This window comes from Lentzea albida (assembly GCF_900111005.1).
Lineage (GTDB): Bacteria > Actinomycetota > Actinomycetes > Mycobacteriales > Pseudonocardiaceae > Lentzea > Lentzea albida.
In genome coordinates, this window is record NZ_FOFV01000007.1 from 79,703 (window position 1) to 99,404 (window position 19,702).

The following is a 19,702-nucleotide window of genomic DNA, read 5'->3' on the forward strand; positions in this document are numbered from 1 at the left end:
GCGCAGCACGTCGGCGCGTCACGCCGGCGTGCTGGGCCACCTAGGCCGTCTCCTAGCTCCACAGGCGGTCGTGGCTCGCCTCACCGTCCCAATGCGACGTCTCGGCGAAGAACACCGGATCGCGCGGGTCGAGGTGGCGTTGCAGCACCTCCTCGTCGAGGTCGCCGAACCCCAGCCCCGGCGTGTCCGGCACCGCGATGTGACCGTCCTGGATCAGCGGGCGGGGCAGGCCGGTGACGAGGTCGCTCCAGAACTCCACCTCGGCGGCGTGGTGTTCGAGCGCGAGGAAGTTCTCCGTGGCGGCGGCGAGGTGCACGCATGCCATGGTCGCGATCGGTGACGCGGCCAGGTGCAGGGCCATCGGGATGCCGCGTTCCTGCGCGTGGTCGCCGATCCGCTTGGTCTCCGCGATCCCTCCCGCCGTCGCCGGGTCCGGGTGCACGACGCGGATGGCGCCGGTGTCGAGCAACGGGCGGAAGCCGTCGAGCAGGTAGATGTCCTCCCCCGTGCACGTCGGGACGGCGACGGATGCGGTGAGCCGCCGCCACTGGTCGGTCAGCTGCCACGGGATCAGGTCCTCGATCCACGCCAGCGTGAAGTCCTCCAGCGCGCGGCCGATCCGGATGCACGAGTCGAGCGCGATGTGGCCGAAGTGGTCGGCCGCGAGCGCGACGTCGTAGCCGACGACGGAGCGCACGGTGTCCACATAGGACGCGAGATGGTCGACTCCCTTCGCGGTGACCTGGATGCCGGTGAACGGGTGCATCGTCGTCAGGTCCGCACGGGCGCCCTTCGGCGCGATCAACGCTCCCGGCACGTCCCACAGCAGATCGATGCCCACGTCCATCTTCAGCATCGTGAACCCGCGCTCCTTGCGCTCCAGCAACCGGGCGCCCATCGCGTGCGGGTCGGGCAGCGACGGCGTGTCCGCGTAGCAGCGGACCTCGTCGCGGAACCGGCCGCCGATCAACGCGTGCGCGGGCACCCCGTAGGCCTTGCCGGCGAGGTCCACCAGCGCCATCTCGACGCCGGAGACCCCGCCGCCCTGCCGTCCGTGGTGCCCGAACTGCTTGATCTTGCGGAAGACCTTGTCCAGGTTGCAGGGGTTCTCCCCCACCAGGCGGCTCTTGAGCACCAGCGCGTAGGTGGCGCTGGCCTGGTCGCGCACCTCCCCGTAGCCCGCCAGGCCCTGGTTCGTGTCGATCCTGATGATCGACGAGCGGAACGGCACGCCGGCCACGTTCGCGACCCGCAGGTCGGTGATGCGCAGGTCGCTCGGCCGGGACCCCTGCGGCACGTGCTCCTCGGTGATCACCCCTTCACCGCTCCGGCCGTGAGGCCCTCCGTCAGGAACCTCTGCCCGAACGCGTACATCACCACGACCGGGATGCTGATCAGCAACGAGGCCGCGGCGAGCTGCCCCTGCGGCACGACGTCACCGAAGATCATCGACTGCATGCCGACGGGCAGCGTCTTGTACCCGTCGTCGGTGATGAACACGAACGCGAACAGGAACTCGTTCCACGCGTTGGTGAGCGTGAACAGCGCGACGGCGAGCAGCCCCGGTTTCGCCAGCGGGAGCGTGATCCGCAGGAACGCCCCGAACCGCGTGCACCCGTCCACGAGCGCGGCCTCTTCGAGGTCGGCCGGGATCGACTTGAAGTAGCCGACGAGCAGCCAGGTCGCGAACGGCAGCGTGAACGTCGGGTACGCGAGCACGAGCGACCACAACGAGTCGTTCAGCCCGATGCCGCTCATCATCTGGTACAGCGGGATGAACAGCAGCGCGCCCGGCATCACGTAGGTGAGCAGGATCGTCACCGTGAAGCTCTCCGAGCCCCGGAACCTGAGCCGTGCCAACGCGTACCCCGCCAGTGCGGCGCACACCAGGGCGATCGCGGTCGACGCCACCGACACCAGGACCGTGTTGAGGTACCAGGTGCCGAACGCCCTGCCGTTGAACAGGTTCGTGAACTGCTGGGTGGTCCACGGGGTCGGCCAGAGGTCGTCGGTGCGCGCCACGATCTGGTCGTCGGACTTGAACGCCGTGACCGTCATCCAGTAGAGCGGGGCGAGCACGAAGCCCAGCAGGCCGACGAGCGCGACGCCGCTGCCCGTGCCGCCGACCAGCCGTGCGGCCAGCCGGTTGCCCCGCGCCGCCAGCACGGAGACGACCCGCCCCACCGCGGCGGCGAGCACCACGAACACGGCCAGCACGAGCGCGGCCTTCCAGACGATGTGCGGCGACGCCCAGACGAGCACCAGCGTCGAGGCCAGAACGATCACCCACGGCATCGCCCTGCGCTGCGCGGGGGTCAGCCTCCGGCCGCCCGTCCCGCCCGTGCCGGGGAGGTCGTTGCGCCGCATCATCCGCACGAGGATCACCACGAGGACGGCGATGACCGGCAGCATCACCAGCGTGACCGCGGCGCCCGCGCCCAGTTGCAGCTGCTGGATCGCCTTGGAGTAGGCCACCATCACGTACGGGGCGGTGGCGTCGCCCGGCCCGCCCTGGGTCATGAGCCAGATCAGGTCGAAGTTGTTGAACGTCCAGATCGACGACAGCAGCACCGTCACGATCATGACGTGGCGCAGGCCCGGCAACGTGATGTGCACGAAGCGCTGCCACGGCGACGCACCGTCCACGATGGCCGCTTCGTACAGGCCGCTGTCGATGGCCTTGAGCCCGGCGAGGAACGTCACCGTGAAGAACGGGATGCCCTTCCAGACGTTGACCAGGATGACCGCGGGCATCGCGAGCGCCGGATCGGACAGCCACTCCGCGGGCCAGCGGTCGACGAGCCCGATCGTGGCGAGGAACGGCCCGATGCCGGAGTCGGTGAGCAGAACGTTGACGCTGCCGAAGATCGGGTCGAACAGCGACCGCCAGGTGAAGGCCGTGACGACCGTCGGCACCACCCACGGCAGCAGGATCACCCCGGCCACGACCGCCCTGCCACGCCGCATGTGGTGCAGCATCAGCGCCGCGATGAGGCCGAGGACCACTTTGAAGATCTCGGCGTACGCGGTGAAGACGAACGAGTTGAGCACGCCCTTGTGGAACACCGCGTCGTCGACGAGCGCGGTGTAGTTGTCCAGCCCGACGAAGACCGTCTCCGCGCCGTGGCGTTCGGTGGTGCTGGTGACGACCGAGTCGACGATCGGGAACAGGATCAGGCCCGCGACGAGCACCAGCGTGGGCCCGACGAACACCGCGGCGAGGCGCCAGTCGCGCCCGAGCAGCCGTTGCGACGGGCTGAGCGAGGGCGACCCCTCCGGCGCCGGGCGGACCGGCGCCGGCCGTTCCCGCAGGACGGTCACTGCTTGTAGCCCTGCTGCTCGAAGACCTGCACGATCCGCGCGTGCGTCGAGGCGACGGCGTCCGCGGGCTTCGTGCCCTGGATGACCGACTGCATCATGTCGGTGAGCAGGTAGGCGGCGGTGGCCGCCTGCTCACCGGGGCTCGGCGCCTGGGGGAACTTGAAGCCGGTCTTCGTGGTGACCGGCAGCGGCGTGCGGGTCTGCTCGCGCAGCGCGGGGAACGCCGGGTCACCGGTCGTGTAGTACGGGTCGGAGTCCCACACCTTGTCCCACGACGGGTTCACCAGGCACGGCGCTCCCTTCGCGACACCGAGCAGTGCGGTCCCGCTGACCATGTACTTCGCGACCAGCTTGGCGAGGTCGGCGTTCTTGGCGCCCTTGAACACGACGAACGAGTTGGACTCGCCGAACGCGAGCGGCTTGTCGATCGCCGGTCCGGTGGCGCCGTTGAACGGGTGGGTGTTGGCGTACACCGGGTTGTTCTTGGTCTTCGAGTCGGCGTAGACGCTGAACTGGTTGAGCGTGAGCCCCAGGATCTGGGCCAGCCAGTTCTCGTTGTTGCTCGAGTCGGTCCAGCTGCCGATGCCCGGCGGCAGCATCGGCGTGTACTTCGGGTTCGTGTAGATGTCGCCGATGAACGTGACAGCGGCGACGGTCTCCGGCGAGTTGAACACCACCTTCGTGCCGGTGTTGTCCGCCATCGCGCCGCCGTAGCAGTTGATGACGTTCGCGATGAACCCGTTGGCGTCGCCGGAGCGGTTGACCGTGAGACCCCAGCCGAAGCGCCTCTTCGCCGGGTCGGAGACCTCCAAGGCGTTGTCGCGCAACTCTTCCCACGTGTAGTGCGGTTTGAGCGGGAGACCCTTCTCCTGGTACCAGTCCTTGCGCAGGTACATCGCGGACGCGATGAAGTGGTACGGGATCGCGAACCAGCGCCCGTTGAAGACGCAGTAGTTGCCGGCCTCCGTCGCGGGCTCGCCGTAGAGCTTCTTCATCTCCTCGACCACGTCGGTGACGTCCGTGAGGGCGCCGAGGTTGTGCAGCTGGCCGACGAACCGCCGGTCGCTCACGAAGGCGAAGTCGCGGCTGGTGCCGGCCTTCACCTCGGCGTCCATCTTCGCGACCATGTCCCCCGCGTCGCCGGAGACCAGGTCGTTGCGGACGGTGGTGCCGGTGGCCTGCGCGAAGACCTGCAGCGACCGGTCGAGCGCCTGGTTGGCGGCTTCGGAGTAGAGCTTCTGCGACAGCATCCCCACCGACCCGCCGCGCAGCGACGACGCCTCGTCGAGCAACGCCTGGGGCACTTGCACGTCGACCTGCGGTGCGGGCGCGGGACCGCCCCCGCACCCGGCGAGACCGAGCACGCCGAGCGCGCTCATGCCGAGGAAGGTGCGCCTCGATAAGTCCGATTTCTCTTCCATGCCAACTCCTCTCGCGTCCGGCCGAGCGGACGCGTACCGACGGGGCGACGTTGCAACCGGCGGGACAGCGGGGCGTGGGCCGCGCTGCCGGGTGGAACATGTGCGAAGAACGGCGAAGCGGAGTACTCGCCGATGCCCCTGGAGCGGGACACCGGTGCATCGGTCGGGCGGTGCGCTACCGGCGCCCCGCGGCTCGTCTGGTCTGCTCTTCCCTCTCCGCGATGAGAGCGGAGTTGTTCGCGAGGTGCGTGCGCATCGCCGCGCGGGCACGGTCCGGATCGCGCGCGAGGATCGCCTCGTAGATCTCCGTGTGGTCGTGCGTGGCCTTGCGCAGCGCGGCGGGCGCCTCGTTGGTGATGCGCCGGCTGGCCGTGCCCAGCCAGCGGGCCGAGTACATGATCCGGTCGAGGATGCGGTTGTCGGCCGCCCGGCAGATCTCCATGTGGAACTCGTGGTCGACCTCGAGGTAGGCGTTGGGATCCGCCTCGAGCTCGGCCATGCGGTCGACCTCGGCCTTGAGCCGCTCGAGCGCCTCGCCGGTCGCGCAGGCGGCGGCCATCGCGGCGAGTTCGGGCTCGAGCAGCACGCGCATCTGGTGCAGCTCCTGGAGGAGCTCACCCACGAGCTCCGTCGGCAGCCATTCGATCAGCAACGGGCTGAGGTAGTCCCACTCCGCAGGGGGACGCACGACGACGCGGCGGCCTTGGGCGACGTCGACGATGTCCAGCGAGGCGAGGATCTTGAGCGTCTCCCTCGCGACCACGCGGGACACGCCGAACTCCTGGGCGATGTCGAGTTCCGACGGCGCCCGCCCGTCCTCGATCTCGCCGCTGACGATGCGCCGGGTCAGGTGTGCGGCCACCTGCACCGGAAGAGTCCGGACCTTGACAGCGTCCGGAGACTCTTGTCCCCTTTGCATGTCATCAGCTTATAGGACAAGTTGAACATCGCGACAGTCCGTACTTCTGCACAACCCGACTTCGGGAGAGCTATGCGGATCGTGAACGTCACAACGGCGGTGGTGGCCTACCACGGTGAGGCCACGCTGGTGCGGATCGACACCGACGAGGGCCTCAGCGGGTACGGCGAGGCCAATCCCGACGCCGGCGCGGGCGCCGTCGTCGGCATGATCGAGTTCCTGACCCCCCTGCTGATCGGCGAGGACCCGCGCAACGTCGAGCGCTGCTGGGAGAAGCTGCGCCGCCACAAGGTCTTCGCGGGCCCGCAGGCCGGGGTGTTCGTGATAGCGCTGTCCGGGATCGAGATCGCGCTGTGGGACCTCGCGGGCAAGGCCGCGGGCCAGCCGGTCTACCGGATGCTCGGCGGGAAGTTCCGCGACCGGATCCGCCTCTACGCCGACTGCGGCGACGGCGACGACCCGGCGGGTTCGATCGCGGGCTGCGTCGACCGCGCCCAGCGCGTCGTCGCCGAGGGCTTCACCGCCCTCAAGTTCGACGTCGACAACCTCCGCCACCCGGCGAAGTACGACGACTACAACCACACCGTCAACGCCGCCGAGATCAGGTCGATGGTCGAGCGCGTGGCCGCCGTCCGGGAGGCGATCGGCCCGGACGTCGACCTGGCCATCGACCTGCACGCCCGCTACGACCTGCCGAGCGCGTGCCGGATCTCGTGGGAGCTCGAGCCGTTCGACCTCATGTGGCTCGAGGAACCGCTGCCCGCCGAGAACGTGGACGCGCTCGTCCGGGTGCGCGCGCAGACCCGCACCCCGATCTGCGTGGGCGAGAACCTCTACCTGCGGTGGGGTTTCCGCGAACTGCTCGAACGCGGAGCCGTGGACGTGATCGAGCCCGACGTGCCGAAGTGCGGCGGCCTCGCCGAGGCCAAGAAGATCGCGAACCTGGCGGAGCTGCACTACATCCCGTTCGCACCGCACCTGGTGTCGACGCCGCTCGGCACGATGGCGACCTCGCACCAGTGCGGGGCGATCCCGAACTTCCTCGTCCAGGAGTGGCACGCCCTCGACGAGCGCGCGGTGTGGGACAGCTACGTGCACGCCCCCGACGGGAGCGGGTCGATCGTGAAGGACGGGTACATCACGCTTCCCGACACGCCTGGGATCGGTGTGGAGCTCGACATGGACGGGGTGCGGGCGCACGCGGTGGCGGGGTACGGGGTGTTCGAGTAGCGCTCCGGAGGCGCTGCCGGGGGAACCAGGTGAGGTCTGGTCGGGTGGAGCGGGTGGAATGCCCGCTCCGCCTGGCAGAGCAGGGCCGGCTCGCCCGCCGCCGGGCGGGAAGCCGGGTTCCGGGAGGCGGGAGGCGGGAGGCGGGCAGCAGCGTGCGGGCCGCAGGCCACGGGAGGCGGCGTGCGGACCGCAGCCCCCACACCGAACGTGGCCGGCTCCCCACCATGCGGGAGCCGGCCACGTCCTCACGCCTTCATCAGCGTTGCAGCGTCAACAGACCCGGCCGGTACGGCAGGAGCCCGTAGTCACCGCCCGAGTTGGGATTGCGCCCCTGGTAGAGGAACTGGAGGTTGCAGGGGTCGATGGTCTTCGTCTGGTCCGGGTTGGTGCGGATCAGGTCACCGTGGCTGATGTCGTTGGTCCACGTGGCGCCGCTGTTCGCCTTGCCCGCGAACGGGTTGCTCTCGGTGGCGGCCTGCGGTGTCCACGCCCCGTTGAGGCTGCTGGACGTGAACGACCGGAAGTAGCGCCCGCCGCTGCCCATCGCCTCGACGATCATCAGGTACTGGTTCTGGCCCTGGACCTTGTAGACCTCGACGGCCTCGAACAGGTTCGCGGTCGTGTCGCTCATGATCTGCGTCCAGGACGAGCCGAAGCTGCCGGGGAAGTTCCCGATCGGCATGGAGGCCCGGTAGATCTTGCCGTTGTCCCCGGCGAAGAACAGGTACATGTTCGTGCCGTCACCGATGAGCGTCTGGTCGATCGGGCCGGTGCCCGAGTTCGGGATGGTGCCGGTGAAGAGGGTCTGCGCCGACGACCAGCCGTTCGGGTTGGTCGGGTCGCTCGACGTCCGGTAGCTGAACGTCGTCGGGCCCCACTGGTAGGTGAGCACCCAGATGTTCTTGGGGGCGAAGTAGAACAGCGTGGGGGCGACCGCGCCGGTGTTCATCGCGTTCTGGCTCGCCGAGCCCATGTCCGACCAGTTCGTGAAGGTGCCGAAGTTCATCGAGCCCCACGTCGTCCCGGTGTCGTGCGTCGTCGCGTAGACGAGGTGTCTGCCGTTGTACATGACGTGGGTGAAGTCCTTGAGCGAGACCCAGCCCTGCCTCGGCTGGGCCAGCGGGCCGGTCGAGGACCAGCGGTAGGTCGACGGGAGCTGGCACGTGCCGCCCGGTGAGGTGGTGGTCGTGGTGGTGGGGTTCGTGCCGCCGACGCGGACGAGCTGCCACTGCTGGTTGGTCCCGTTCCAGTCGCTGTACTGGACGACGTTGGCGCCGTCCGCGGTCGAGCCGCCCTGGACCTCGACGGCCTTGCCGCTGTTGCGGTTGACCAGGCGGACGTACCCGCTGTCCGAGTCGGCGAGGCGGAACTGCTGGTTGGTGCCGTTCAGGTCGGACCACTGGACGATGCCGCCGCCGTCGGCGGTCGAGAAGTTGTAGACGTCGAGGACCTTGCCCGACAGCCGTGACTTGAGGCGGTAGTAGCCGCCTCCCGAGTCGACGAACTGCCATTGCTGCTGGTTGCCGTCGTTGCGGGCCCACTGGGTGATGCGCGCGCCGTCGTTCGTGGCGAGGTTGTAGACGTCCAATGCCTTGCCGCTGTTGCGGTTGACCAGCACGTACCAGGCGCTGGTGTCCACTGTGGCCGCGGAGACGGACGTCGCGCCGAAGGCCGCGAGCAGGCCCCCGAGCAGGACGGCGACGGCGGCGCTGATGCCCGCCATCCGGCGGCGGCGGGCGCGGGAGGCGGAGGTGTGCGGGTGATGGCCAGGTCCGGCCATGAGCATGCTCCTCTTCGTTGAGGTCGGTGCGACAAGCGCACGAAGGGTCAACCGGCCGCTTGCGCCGAGCGGTTCGGTTGTGCGCATCCCCGGACGGACCGCGATCTCCAGCGGTCCGTCACACACTGTGGAGGACGCCCCACACCTGGTCAAGAACGCGTCGAACGCGTTCGACAGGGCCGTTCGCCGCGACCCCGTCGAATGCCGTCGAACGGCGTCGGCCTACCGCGTCACGCGCCGGCCGGACCCGCTGCCGACCCGCGCAGGAACATCAGGACCAGGTTGACGGCCACCGCGGCCCCGACGACGGCGGTGAGCGGGGCGGCCAGACCGGGCAGCGCCCAGGTTCCCAGCGCCGCACCGAGGAAGGCCGCACCGGCACCCGCGACCAGGCCCCTGCGCCGGACCTTCCGAGTCCACTCAGGACGGACCCACGCCACGTAGGCGCCGAGCCCGATCAGCGCGCCGACGCCGGGAACGACCGCGGTGGCGCTGACCACGTAGTCGTCCGGGTTGACCGTCCACACCACCAGAACGCCCAGGAGCCAGCCGCCCAGTCCGAGCGGAAGTGCCGTCAGGGCACGGATCCACGCGCTCCTCCTCGAGGAGAACCCACCGCGGCGGCGTGCGGAGCGGGCGATCAGCGCCAGCACCACCAGGCCGAGGAGCGCGCCGCCGACCGCGACACCGATGAGGAGCCTCGCGATGGTGGACATGCTCATGGGCACGTCGCCGAACGCCACCGGCCGGGGGTCGAAGCCGGAGTCGTCCACCTGTCCGGTGGCGTAGAAGGTGGTGAGCATGTGCTTGCTCGCTTCCGGGCGGTGTTCCCAGAAGTCGTACGTGTGGTCGAGTCCGGAGAGGACGACCTGCTTGCCGCGGGACAGCGACGGGAGCAGGTCCTGGGTCGCGAGCTGGGACGGGGTCGAGAAGTCGATCTCACCGCTGACGACGAGCGTCTCGACGTCGCTGGGGCGCACGGTGCGGTAGTCGGTGTTGTCGGGGCTGTCCGGCCACACCGTCGCGACACCCGACGGGCCCGCCCAGAGGAAGTCGGTGGAGGCGTTGCCGAGGATCGAGCCGGGGTCGCCGCCGGCGTCGTAGTAGCGCCGGTTCGCCGGTGCGTCGATCATGGCGAACGAGGCGAACTCGCCCCACACCAGCGAGTCAGGCAGGACGACGTCGCCCAGCACGGACATCGCCCACAGGGCACCGGTGTCGCCGCTGAGGTACGCGTCGAGCACGGTCGGCGCGCTGTTCGGCGCCTGGGACTTCCCGTTGTGGTGCAGGGCGTACTGGCTCAGCACCCGGACGTTGGTGTCCTTGACGGCCAGCGGTCCCCAGCGCTGCGGCATCGCGGTGGCGACGTCGCGGACCGACGCGGCGAGGTCCGGGGTGCGGGCCGCGCACCCGGCGTCGGCGCGGCACAGGCCGGTGTACTGGCCGAACTGCGAGTCGGTGGTGCGCGGGTCCCAGAACAGGTGGCCGGGAGTGTTGACCGACACCATCACGGACCGCCCCAACGACTCGGGGTGCCGCCACGAGTAGATCATCGCGGTGCGGGTGCCCGCACTGGAGCTGATCAGGTTGATCCGGTCGTAGCCCAGGGCCGTGCGGGCCGCCTCGAAGTCCTCGATCCGCTGGACGATCGAGTACCCGGTGAGGTCGACGCCGTCCCCGGTCAGCCGGTCGGCGCACAGCTCGAACGCCTTGCTGGTGGAGGGCAGGGTCTTCGCGTCGGCGATTCCACCACCGTTGCGCATGGACGCGGCGACCTCCGGGCAGTCCAGGCGTCGTGACCCGTCCACCCCGCGGTACCCGACGAGCACCACGTCGCCGGTGCCGGTGAGCCTGCTCGCCTGCGGGAAGTCCATGTTGGTGGCGCCGGGACCACCGCCCAGCCGGAACACCGGCGCGCCCGGATTCGGCGTGGTGGCGCGGATCCTGGTCACCGGCAACGCGATGAGGTCCGAGGCGGGGTCGCGGCGGTTCTCCGGCACCACGAGCGTGCCGCAGTCGGCGGCGAGGGTGCCGGACTCGGTGGTGTAGTCGCAGGGCTCGGTCGTCAGGGAGCCGGGGGCCGCCCCGTCCGGCACGGTCATCGTCCCCTCGGGACTGACACCGAGGTAGGCGAGGCCGAGGAGCACGGCACCGGCGAGTCCGGCGGCGACCGTCCGCCGGGAGGGCTTGATCGAAGGCATGGGAGAAACCTAGGAATTCCCGCGTCCGCGATCTTCCCCGCGGCGAGGAGAACCGTCTCCCTCGCGAGGGGGATGCCGCGGGCCCCGTCTCCTGACATCGTCTGCGGGTGATCAACAGCCAGTCGCTGTCCCGTGCGCGGACCAGTCTGAAGCGCCAGTCCTATGTGGTCGCGGGCGTCTGCGCCGTGGCCGACGTGCTGTCGTTCCTGGTGCAGGACCTCCCGGTCAACGGCGCGTGGATCGTCGCGCTGGTCTCGATCGTCGTGGCGGACGCGGCGCTCGCCGGCCGGACGAGCTGGTCGGGAGCCGTCGCGGTCGTCGCCGTCGTGGTCAACGCCGGGGTGGCCGTGCTGCTGGGCGGCCCGCGGACGCTGCGGTTGAACGAGACCGGGGTCCTCGTGGCGTCCTACCGGGCGGGTGCGTGGCTGCGCGGGTGGCAGGCGAGGGCCTCGCTGCTCGCGGTGATCGGCGGGCTCGTGCTCGCCCACCTCGCCCGCGGGTACGTCCTCGACTGGCACGTGCTCGTGTCGGCGGCGAAGGTCGGGCTGGTCTCGTGGCTCGTCGGCCGCTACACCACCTCCCGCCGCGCCTACCTCGACGAGATGAGACGGCAGGCCGAGCAGGAGGAACGCGAGGCGAAGGACGCCGTCGACGCCGCGATCGCCGAGGACCGCGCGGCCATCGCCCGCGACCTGCACGACGTGATCACCCACCACGTCAGCGCGATCAGCGTGCACGCGGGCGCGGCACGGCTGCGCCTGACCAGGACCGCGGGCGACGAGTCCGCGCTGAAGTCCGTGCGGTCGGTGGAGGACTCCAGCCGCACCGCGCTGCACGACCTCAGGCAGATGCTCGACCTGTTGCTCGGACAACGCCCCAAGGCCGACCGCGACCCCGGTCTGGCCGACGTCACGACGATGGTGGAACGCCTGCGGGAGACCGGGCTCGAGGTGCGGCTGGACGTCTCGGGCACACCGCGCGCCCTGCCGCCGGACCTCGACGCCGCGGTGTTCCGCATCGTGCAGGAGATGTTGACCAACGCGCTGCGCCACGGCGACGGCGGTCCCGTCGAGGTCGCGGTCCGCCACTCCGGCGACCGGCTGCACGTCGAGACGGTCAACCCCTCGTCCGCCGGCGAGGGGCGGGAAGGGCGTGGTCTCGCGGGCATCCGCGCCCGTGCCGAGGAGTTCGGCGGGGTGCTCGACCGGGGGCTGCTGCCAGACGGCCAGAATTGGCGCACCGCCGTCACGTTCCGCTTCGGAGGCCCCGCATGACCATCACCGTCCTGATCGCGGACGACCACGCGGTCTTCCGCTCGGGCCTGCGCGCCATCCTCGACACCGAGGACGACCTGGAGGTCGTCGCCGAGGTGGCCGACGGCGACCAGGCCGTGGACGCCGCGCTGCGACTGCGCCCGGACGTGGCCGTGCTCGACATCAGCATGCCGCGCCGCGACGGCCTCGGTGCCGCCACCGCCATCCTGGCCGCCCCCGGCAACCGCACCCGGATCATCATGCTCACCACGCACGACACCGACGAGTACGTGCACCGCGCGATGAGCGCGGGCGCCCGCGGGTTCCTGCTCAAGTCGATGCCGCCGGAGGAGATGATCGCCGCGGTGCGCATCGCGGCCCGCGACGACGTGCTGATCGACCCGTCGATCGTGCGGCGGCACCTCGCGCGCTTCGCCGACACCCTCAGCGCTCCCGCTCTCCCCGGCGACATCGACCGGCTGACGGCCCGCGAGCGCGAGGTGCTGTTGCTGCTCTCCCGTGCCCACACCAATTCGGAGATCGCCGGCCTGCTGCACGTCGGCGAGGAGACGGTGAAGTCGCACGTGTCGAGCATCCTGCGCAAGCTCGGCCTGCGCGACCGGACGCACGCGGTCGCGTACGCCCACCTCACCGGGTTCGCCGGGCAGGGCAGGGCTTCCGGCGGGAGGTGAGGGTTCGGCGGTGTTGCAACGATGGCCACCCGCTCCACCGGAAGGTGAGGACTCGGCGGTGTTGCGCCGGTGGCCACCCGTTCCGCCGGCAGATCCCGGCGCAGCCCGGCAGCGTCGCGCCGCCGGCTACCCGTTCCGGTCGAGCAGAGCGCTGCCCAGCCACTCCCGGAACAGCCCGAAGTGCGCGTTAGCCGCCGCGACGGCGACGTCCGCCTCCTCGTCGGGCACCACGGCCCCCGCGAGCGCGCCGAAGCGCCGGAACCTCCGCCGCGCGTCGCCGTCCGAGGCGAAGAACGACACGGGCACCGGACCGAGCGCCTGCCCGACCCAGCGCGTGATCAACTGCCCGCCGAGGCGTGCGCCCTCCACGACGTACAGGGAGCCGACGAGCGCGGGCAACGCCTCGACGTCGGGCGGTGACGCCCGCGGCAGCGAAGCGATCCGCGACGGGCTCCACCCCAGGCCTCGCAGGTCGGAGGTCAGCCGTTCGGTGTCGGGCGCCAGGTCCCACGGCAGCCGGTGTGCGGCGGCGGACGCCGTCAGCGCCTTCTCCAGCGGTTCGTGGAACCCCAGGAACGCCGCCAGCACCTCGCTGTAGCGCGCGGGCGTGAGTCCGGAGAGGAACGCGAGGTCGTCCTCCAGCGCCTGGTGTGCGGTGCGCGTGTCGGTGCGCAGGCGCGTCAGCAGGGTCACGCCACGGGCACTTCCGGCGGGGCGCCGGGGCGCACGAAACCGTTGGTGTGCCAGTACTCCACGGCACCCTGCAGCACGGTCCGGAACAACGTGAAGTTGACCGGCTTGTAGACGTAGCTGTCCGCGCCCGCCTCGGAGCACCGGTCGATGTCCGCGGACGTGGTCGACGAGGTGAACACGACGACGATCACGTCCCTGAGCCGCGGGTCCTCGTCGGCGCGGAGTTCCTGCAGCACCCGGAACCCGTCGGTGCCCGGCATGTTCAGGTCGAGCAGCACCAGCACCGGGTGCGGCAGGGCGTCGTCGCGCAGCCGGTCCGGGACGCGGTGCCCGTCGTGCAGGAACTCGAGCACGAGCTCCGGGTGCGACCGGGACAGGGCGCGCAGGATCGCCTCCCGGTCCTCCTCGCTGTCCTCCACGACCAGCACCACCTGCTCGCCGCTCGCGGTCACAGGACCTCCCACCACGTGCCGGCTCCTCCGCTGATCTCGATCCGCGCCCACCCGGCGTCCCCGTCGACGGTGACGGTCACGTCCTCGTGCCCCGCCGGAGCGTCGACCCGGTCCGGCAGGCCCGGTCTGCCCAGCGCTCGCACGGCGGCGAGCGCGGCGTCGGCCGCCTGGTCCGCGGGCAGCACCGCGTCGAGGTGCCGGGGGCCGCGGTACCGGATGAGCAGCACGGCCGCGTCGTCGTCCACCGCGTACCGCCCGTCGCCCGCGACCAGGGCGGCGGCCATCTCGGACAGCGGCAGGTCGTGCAGTGCGGCAAGCGTCGGCTCCAGGTCCTCGTCGCCGAAGAACGCCCCGGAGGCGTCCCGCGCCTCGACCAGGCCGTCGGTGAACAGCACCACCGAGTCGCCGGGCCTGAGCACGTCGTCGGCCTGTGTGAACGAGACCTGGTCGAGCACGCCGACCAGGTGGCCGCGGCAGGCCGTCTCCTCGACCGCGCCATCGCGCCGGATGATCACGGGCGGCGGGTGCCCGGCCGTCAGCGACCGCATCGGCAGGCCGTCCGGTCCCGCCTTGCCGAACGTGACGGCGGCGAGGGTGAGGAACTTGCCGACGCGGTTGCGCAGCAACTTGGCGTTGAGCAGGCGCACCGCGTCCTCGGCCCCGCCGCCCTCCTCCAGGATGGTCTCCACGGTGTGCCGGGCGAGGCCGGTGAGCGCGGCGGCCGCGGCGCCACGGCCGCAGACGTCGCCGATGAGGGCGGTGAAGCGGTCGTCCGGCTGCCGCACGACCCCGTAGAAGTCGCCGCCCACGTCCAGCAGGTGGCCGGCCACGTTGTACCCCGTCGCCAGCTCGACGCCGTCGATCGCGGGCAGCACCGACGGCAGCAGGTGCTGCTGGAGTTCCTCGACCTCGGCGCGGCGCTGGCTGTAGAGGGTCGCGTTGTCGATGGCGAGGGCGGCCCGCGCCGCGATGTCGCGCACGAACTCCCGCGTGGGCACCCGGCGGGCCCCGGCGCGGTGGAAGAACGTCAGCACGCCCAGCAGCCGGCCCCGCGCCCGCAGGACCGCGCTGGTCATCAGCTCCAGGCCCACGTCGGCGGGCAGCCCCGACGGCAGCGGGTCCACCTCGTCACCGGCCGTCACCGGCAGGCCGGCCCACCGGCCCTGGCGCAGGTGGTCGTTGAGCAGCCGTTCGCGGTGCACGTCCACGTGCGCGGCGGCGATCTGCTTCAGCGCGCCGTCGCGCCGGACGTGCACGGCAGCCCCGTCCGCGAGGCCCGGCACCGCCATCCGCACGACCGACCGCAGGGTCTCCTCCACGTCGAGCGAGCCCGCGAGCCGCAGCGAGACCTCGGCCAGCACGGCGTCGGCCGCCAGCCGGTTGTCGAGCAGCGCCTGGTCGGCGATCCGGTCGTCGGCCGCGATCACGACGTCCGCGATCTGCTCCAGCGCCCGCGCGACCGCCTCGTCCTCAGGGGTCCGGTCCAGTGCGACGAGCAGCAGGCCGTTGTCGCCCTCGGCGGCGCGGAACGACGCCGCGACCACCGCGGTGCCCCCGACCTCGCGCATCCGCTCGCCCAGCGCGGGCGCGAACGACGCGAGCTCGGCGACGCCCAATTCGGTGATCTTCGCCTGCCCGGCCGGGCGTGCCTCCAGGTCCGCTGAGCCCGTGACCCACGGCGCGACGTCCGCGGCGAGACCCGCGGGGCCGCTCATCACCCCGTGCTCGTGGTCGGCCCAGCGCACGACCAGCACGGTGCCGTCGGGGCCGGTCCGCGCGCCGAGCACACCGCGCACGTGCGGCAGTTCCAGCAGTCCCAAGTAGAGTTCCTTGGCGAAGACCTTGGTGCTGCCCGCCGAGAACGCGCTGCGCCACAACGCGTGCAGGAGATCGGGCCAGGTCGGTGCGTCACCTGCGCTCATCCGGTCCGGTCCCTCGTTCCCGCGTTCGTCCGCCGCTCCCCTGCGGGACGGTCTTCGCCCCGGAAACCGTACGCCCACCGGAAGCAGGAACCAGCATGCAGGACGAGCAGGCGCTCCCGCTCACCGGCCAGGACGGGCTGGACGCGGAGTGGGCCCGTGCCGCGCAGGCCGAGGCGGAGGCGGGCACGACGTCGTTCGACATGACGGTCTGCCTCACCGAGCCGATCCACCTGCTGGGCGGGATCCAGTCCCACGGCGCGTTGCTGGCCGTCGACGACGCGGGCGTGGTCGAGGTCGTCAGCGCGAACACCGGCGCCGTGCTCGGCAGCGAGCCCGAGGAACTGCTCGGCACCGAGGTGGAGGCGGTGATCGGGACCGAAGGCGTCGCGGCGGTGCGGGCCACGCTCGACGCCCCGACCGGCGACCGGGGTCTCTGCGCGGTCGTGCTGCCCTCCTCGGGGGAGAGCTTCGACGTCACCGTGCACCGGGCGGACGGCCGGACCGTGCTCGAGTTCGAACGCCGTCCCGCGCAGGACACGTTCCGCTTCTCCCAGTTCTACCCGCGCCTGCGCACCTCGCTCACGAAGCTGCAGCACGAGCGGACCGTCGTCGACGTGTGCGCGTCGGCCGTGGCGGAGATCCGCGCGCTGACCGGCTACGACCGGGTGGTGGCCTACCGCTTCGACGGCGAGGCGGGGCCCGGTGAGGTGATCGCCGAGTCGGTCGCCGACGGCCTGGAGCCGTGGCTCGGCCTGTGGTTCCCGGCGACCGACATCCCGCCCCAGGCACGGCGCCTGTACGAGCGAAACTGGATCCGAGTGATCCACGACGTGGACGACGAGACGGCGACGCTGCTCCCCCAGGTGCTGCCCGGCACGGCGCAGCCGCTCGACCTGTCCGACTCGGCGTTGCGCACGGTGTCGTCGTTCCACCTGGAGTACCTGCGCAACATCGGGGTCGCGTCGTCGATGTCGGTGTCGTTGCTGCACTCCGGCTCGTTGTGGGGTCTCATCGCATGCCACGGCGTCGCGCCCCGGCGGCTGGACCCGGAGGTGCGTTCGGCGTGCGAGTTCTTCGGCGTGACGCTGTCGCTCCAGCTCGCCGCGCTGGAGGAGGCGCAGACCTCCCGTGCCCGCCACGACACCCGCACGGCGCTGTCGCGCCTGGTCACGGAGCTGAACACGGACATCACGCAGTCCGTGCGGACCAGCGTCGACCTGCTGCACGAGCTGATCGACGCGCGTGCCGTGGTGCTGCGCCTCGACGGGGAGACGACGGTCGTCAGCGGCCAGGACCCGGATGCACTCAAGCCCGGCCTGGCCGCGTTGTGGGACGTGATGCCGCGCCTGACCGCCGGCGAGGTGTGGAGCACGGACAACCTCTCCTCGCACGACGCCTCCCTGGCACCGCACGCCGAGCAGCTCAGCGGCGTGCTCGTGCTCGCCCTCGGCGGCACAGGAGACCTGATCGCGTGGGTCCGTCCCGAGCGCCGCGCCGCCAGGACGTGGGCGACCGACCCGAGCACCCCGGTCCGCCTGGGCGAACACGGCGAACGCCTCACCCCGCGCGGCTCGTCGGCCGTCTACCAGGCCTACACCCGAGGCTGCAGCGTGCCGTGGACCACCTCCGACGAGGCCGTGGCCGGTGAGTTCGGCCGGGCGATCACCACCGTGGTCCTGCGCCACAACGCCCGTCTCACCGCCCTGAACGAGGAACTGAACCGCGCGAACCGCGACCTCGACACCTACGCCCACGTGGCAGCGCACGAACTCAAGGAACCCCTGCGGGGCATCTTCAACTCGACGGCGTTCATCCGCGAGGACGCGGGCGACCTCGACGACACGACGGTCCGCCGCCTCGACACCGTCCAACGCCTGGCCCAGCGCATGGACGAGCTCATCAACTCACTCCTGCACTTCGCCCAGCTGGGCCACGGTGCCCTGCGCCCGCAGCGGATCGACCTGCGCGACGCCGCCCTCGCCGCACTGGAGATCGCGGGCCCCCGCCTCGCGGAGCGCGAGGTGGAGGTGGTGCTGCCCGAACCGGGCCTGGTGGTGCACGCCGACCCCGACCGGCTGTCGGAGGTGCTGGTGAACCTGCTGGTCAACGCGGCGAAGTACGCCCGCCAGGAACTCCCGCGCACGGTGGAGATCACGCTCGCCCAGGACGCGGTCTCCGTGCGGGACAACGGCATCGGCATTCCGCCCGAGCACCGCGAGGAGGTGCTGCGGCTGTTCCGGCGGCTGCACCAGCGGGACGCGCACGGCGGCGGCCACGGCGCCGGGCTGGCGATCGTGCACCGGATCGTCGAGCGGCACGGCGGGGAGGTGCGGCTGGACGCGACGCCGGGTGGGGGCACGACGGTGACGTTCACGCTGCCCGACGGGGGTGGGCAGGGGTGAGCTGGGGCCGCTGGGCGCTCGAGAGGGCGGGGCTCCCGGACGGCGTGGCGGCGGGCCTGGGGCGACGCCGGGTTTGGGGTGGTGGCTCGGCGCGGTGGTAGTGGTGGTGGGCTCGGCGTGGTGATGAGCTCGAGGTGGGCTCTACACGGCGGCGGGCTCGCGGCGGCGGGCTCGCGTTCCTCACGGCCGGCGCGCATCCCGGCGCCGGCGCGCGGCCACCCGCCGGAGCGGGCAGCCGCGCCTCCACCTCACCCCGCCGCGTACTCCGCCACCACCGCCCGCACCCGCAGCGGACTCGTCCCCGGCACGTCCGCACTGCCCACCGCGATCACCCGATCGGTCCCGGGCACCGCGGTGATCGCGTTGTAGGTCACCCCGGACGACCCGGCGGGCACCGGTGCCATCGCCAGGCTCCAGCCCGCGGAGCCGTAGGAGCGGAAGGTCGCCAGCGGGAAGCTCGAGATGACCCACGGCATCCCGCCGGCCCCCACCGCGACACCAGGTGTCTTCGGCGTGCTCAGCCCGCCGACGGTCTGCCAGGTGGTGCCGTCCCCTCGCAGCACCACGTTGGCGGAGCCCATGCCGCCACCGTCACCGACCGCCCAGACATCCTTTGAGGACTGTCCGTCAATTGCTTGCAGTGACAGGGGTTGCTGGTTCAGTCCGATGTCGACGGTCCGCCACGCGGTGCCGTTCCAGTGGAAAAGCAGCGGTCCCGAGAAGCCGTTCCACATGCCGTTGCCCGCCGCCCACACGTCGTCGGGCGCGAAAGCTTTGACGGCGTTGACGTTGCAGAAGTTCACGAAGCCGCCGCCCGTCACGCACTGCGCGGGCGGCTGGTGCTCCTGCCAGGCGCCGCCGGTCCACTCGTGGAACACCGGCCTGTTGCCCCGGGTTCCGACCAACCAGGCGCGTCCGTCCACAACGGACAGATCACGGATCGACAGGGTGCTCGGCGTGGCGCCGGCCGGATACGGGACCTCGGTCCACGTGGTGCCGTCGTAGCGCCACACCAGGGCGACGTTGCCGTCCGGCGACGGGCGCGAGCCCTTGACCCAGACGTCCTGCGCGGACGACGCCGCCACGCGCTGGAACGACACGTTTCCCTGCACGGCCGGGCGGGACGCGCGGGACCAGGTGGCGCCGTCCCACCTCAGCATCATCGGATCACCGGTCGCGTACTCCTGCTCCCACAGGTATCCCTCGAAGCCGACCGCCCAGGCGTTCCCGGCGTCCACGGCGGCGACGTCCCAGAGGTTGCTCGTCACCTCGGTCTGCGGGATCGAGGCCAGTCGCCACGCGGGTTGCGCGGCCGCGGCCGGAACGGCGGTAGCGGCCACCACCGCGACAGCCGCGGCCAGACATCTGCGGATTCTCATGATTCCCCCAAGCTCTTCGACCCGAACAGGCCGGTCG

At 71.3% G+C, this 19,702-nt stretch carries 14 protein-coding genes; 4 read left to right on the forward strand and 10 right to left on the reverse strand.

Annotation, left to right across the window (positions count from 1 at the left end):
* Positions 1-52: 52 nt before the first annotated feature.
* From BMY74_RS19225 to BMY74_RS19240, 4 genes are all read right to left on the reverse strand, one after another.
* Positions 53-1,315, reverse strand: coding sequence for a mandelate racemase/muconate lactonizing enzyme family protein (locus tag BMY74_RS19225; RefSeq protein WP_089917857.1), 1,263 nt, complete (start codon positions 1,313-1,315; stop codon positions 53-55).
* Complete coding sequence (locus BMY74_RS19230) at positions 1,312-3,321, reverse strand: ABC transporter permease (RefSeq protein WP_089917859.1); 2,010 nt, start codon at positions 3,319-3,321, stop codon at positions 1,312-1,314. The genes BMY74_RS19225 and BMY74_RS19230 overlap by 4 nt, the downstream gene beginning before the upstream one ends.
* Positions 3,318-4,742, reverse strand: coding sequence for an ABC transporter substrate-binding protein (locus tag BMY74_RS19235; RefSeq protein ID WP_089917861.1), 1,425 nt, complete (start codon positions 4,740-4,742; stop codon positions 3,318-3,320). The genes BMY74_RS19230 and BMY74_RS19235 overlap by 4 nt, the downstream gene beginning before the upstream one ends.
* 175 nt (positions 4,743-4,917) lie before the next feature.
* Positions 4,918-5,661, reverse strand: coding sequence for a FadR/GntR family transcriptional regulator (locus BMY74_RS19240; RefSeq protein ID WP_245786233.1), 744 nt, complete (start codon positions 5,659-5,661; stop codon positions 4,918-4,920).
* A 72-nt stretch (positions 5,662-5,733) separates the two neighbouring features.
* On the opposite strand from BMY74_RS19240, the gene BMY74_RS19245 reads away from it, so the two are divergent.
* Complete coding sequence (locus BMY74_RS19245) at positions 5,734-6,891, forward strand: mandelate racemase/muconate lactonizing enzyme family protein (RefSeq protein ID WP_089917865.1); 1,158 nt, start codon at positions 5,734-5,736, stop codon at positions 6,889-6,891.
* Positions 6,892-7,147: 256 nt separating this feature from the next.
* On the opposite strand, the gene BMY74_RS19250 is transcribed toward BMY74_RS19245, so the two are convergent.
* Positions 7,148-8,671 (reverse strand): non-reducing end alpha-L-arabinofuranosidase family hydrolase, encoded by a 1,524-nt coding sequence (locus BMY74_RS19250; protein ID WP_089918253.1) that lies wholly within the window; start codon positions 8,669-8,671, stop codon positions 7,148-7,150.
* A 230-nt stretch (positions 8,672-8,901) separates the two neighbouring features.
* Positions 8,902-10,872, reverse strand: a complete 1,971-nt coding sequence (locus BMY74_RS19255) for an alpha/beta hydrolase family protein (protein ID WP_089917866.1) — start codon at positions 10,870-10,872, stop codon at positions 8,902-8,904.
* 107 nt (positions 10,873-10,979) lie between these two features.
* On the opposite strand from BMY74_RS19255, the gene BMY74_RS19260 reads away from it, so the two are divergent.
* A complete protein-coding gene (locus BMY74_RS19260) occupies positions 10,980-12,146 on the forward strand; it encodes a sensor histidine kinase (protein ID WP_089917868.1) in 1,167 nt (388 codons plus the stop codon).
* Complete coding sequence (locus BMY74_RS19265; RefSeq protein ID WP_089917870.1) at positions 12,143-12,817, forward strand: response regulator; 675 nt, start codon at positions 12,143-12,145, stop codon at positions 12,815-12,817. Before BMY74_RS19260 ends, BMY74_RS19265 begins: the two co-directional genes overlap by 4 nt.
* Positions 12,818-12,943: 126 nt before the next feature.
* Here BMY74_RS19265 and BMY74_RS19270 read toward each other — a convergent pair whose 3' ends face one another.
* From BMY74_RS19270 to BMY74_RS19280, 3 genes are read right to left on the reverse strand one after another with little or no spacing between them, the layout of a single operon-like run.
* A complete protein-coding gene (locus BMY74_RS19270) occupies positions 12,944-13,510 on the reverse strand; it encodes a biliverdin-producing heme oxygenase (RefSeq protein WP_177229821.1) in 567 nt (188 codons plus the stop codon).
* Entirely contained in the window at positions 13,507-13,962 is a 456-nt protein-coding gene (locus tag BMY74_RS19275) for a response regulator (RefSeq protein WP_218159667.1), read from the reverse strand. Before BMY74_RS19275 ends, BMY74_RS19270 begins: the two co-directional genes overlap by 4 nt.
* Positions 13,959-15,884, reverse strand: a complete 1,926-nt coding sequence (locus BMY74_RS19280) for a PP2C family protein-serine/threonine phosphatase (protein WP_089917876.1) — start codon at positions 15,882-15,884, stop codon at positions 13,959-13,961. Before BMY74_RS19280 ends, BMY74_RS19275 begins: the two co-directional genes overlap by 4 nt.
* A 95-nt stretch (positions 15,885-15,979) precedes the next feature.
* On the opposite strand from BMY74_RS19280, the gene BMY74_RS19285 reads away from it, so the two are divergent.
* Positions 15,980-18,286, forward strand: a complete 2,307-nt coding sequence (locus tag BMY74_RS19285) for an ATP-binding protein (protein WP_089917878.1) — start codon at positions 15,980-15,982, stop codon at positions 18,284-18,286.
* Between the two features lie 248 nt (positions 18,287-18,534).
* Here BMY74_RS19285 and BMY74_RS19290 read toward each other — a convergent pair whose 3' ends face one another.
* Entirely contained in the window at positions 18,535-19,665 is a 1,131-nt protein-coding gene (locus tag BMY74_RS19290) for a WD40/YVTN/BNR-like repeat-containing protein (protein WP_143091624.1), read from the reverse strand.
* Positions 19,666-19,702: the final 37 nt, after the last annotated feature.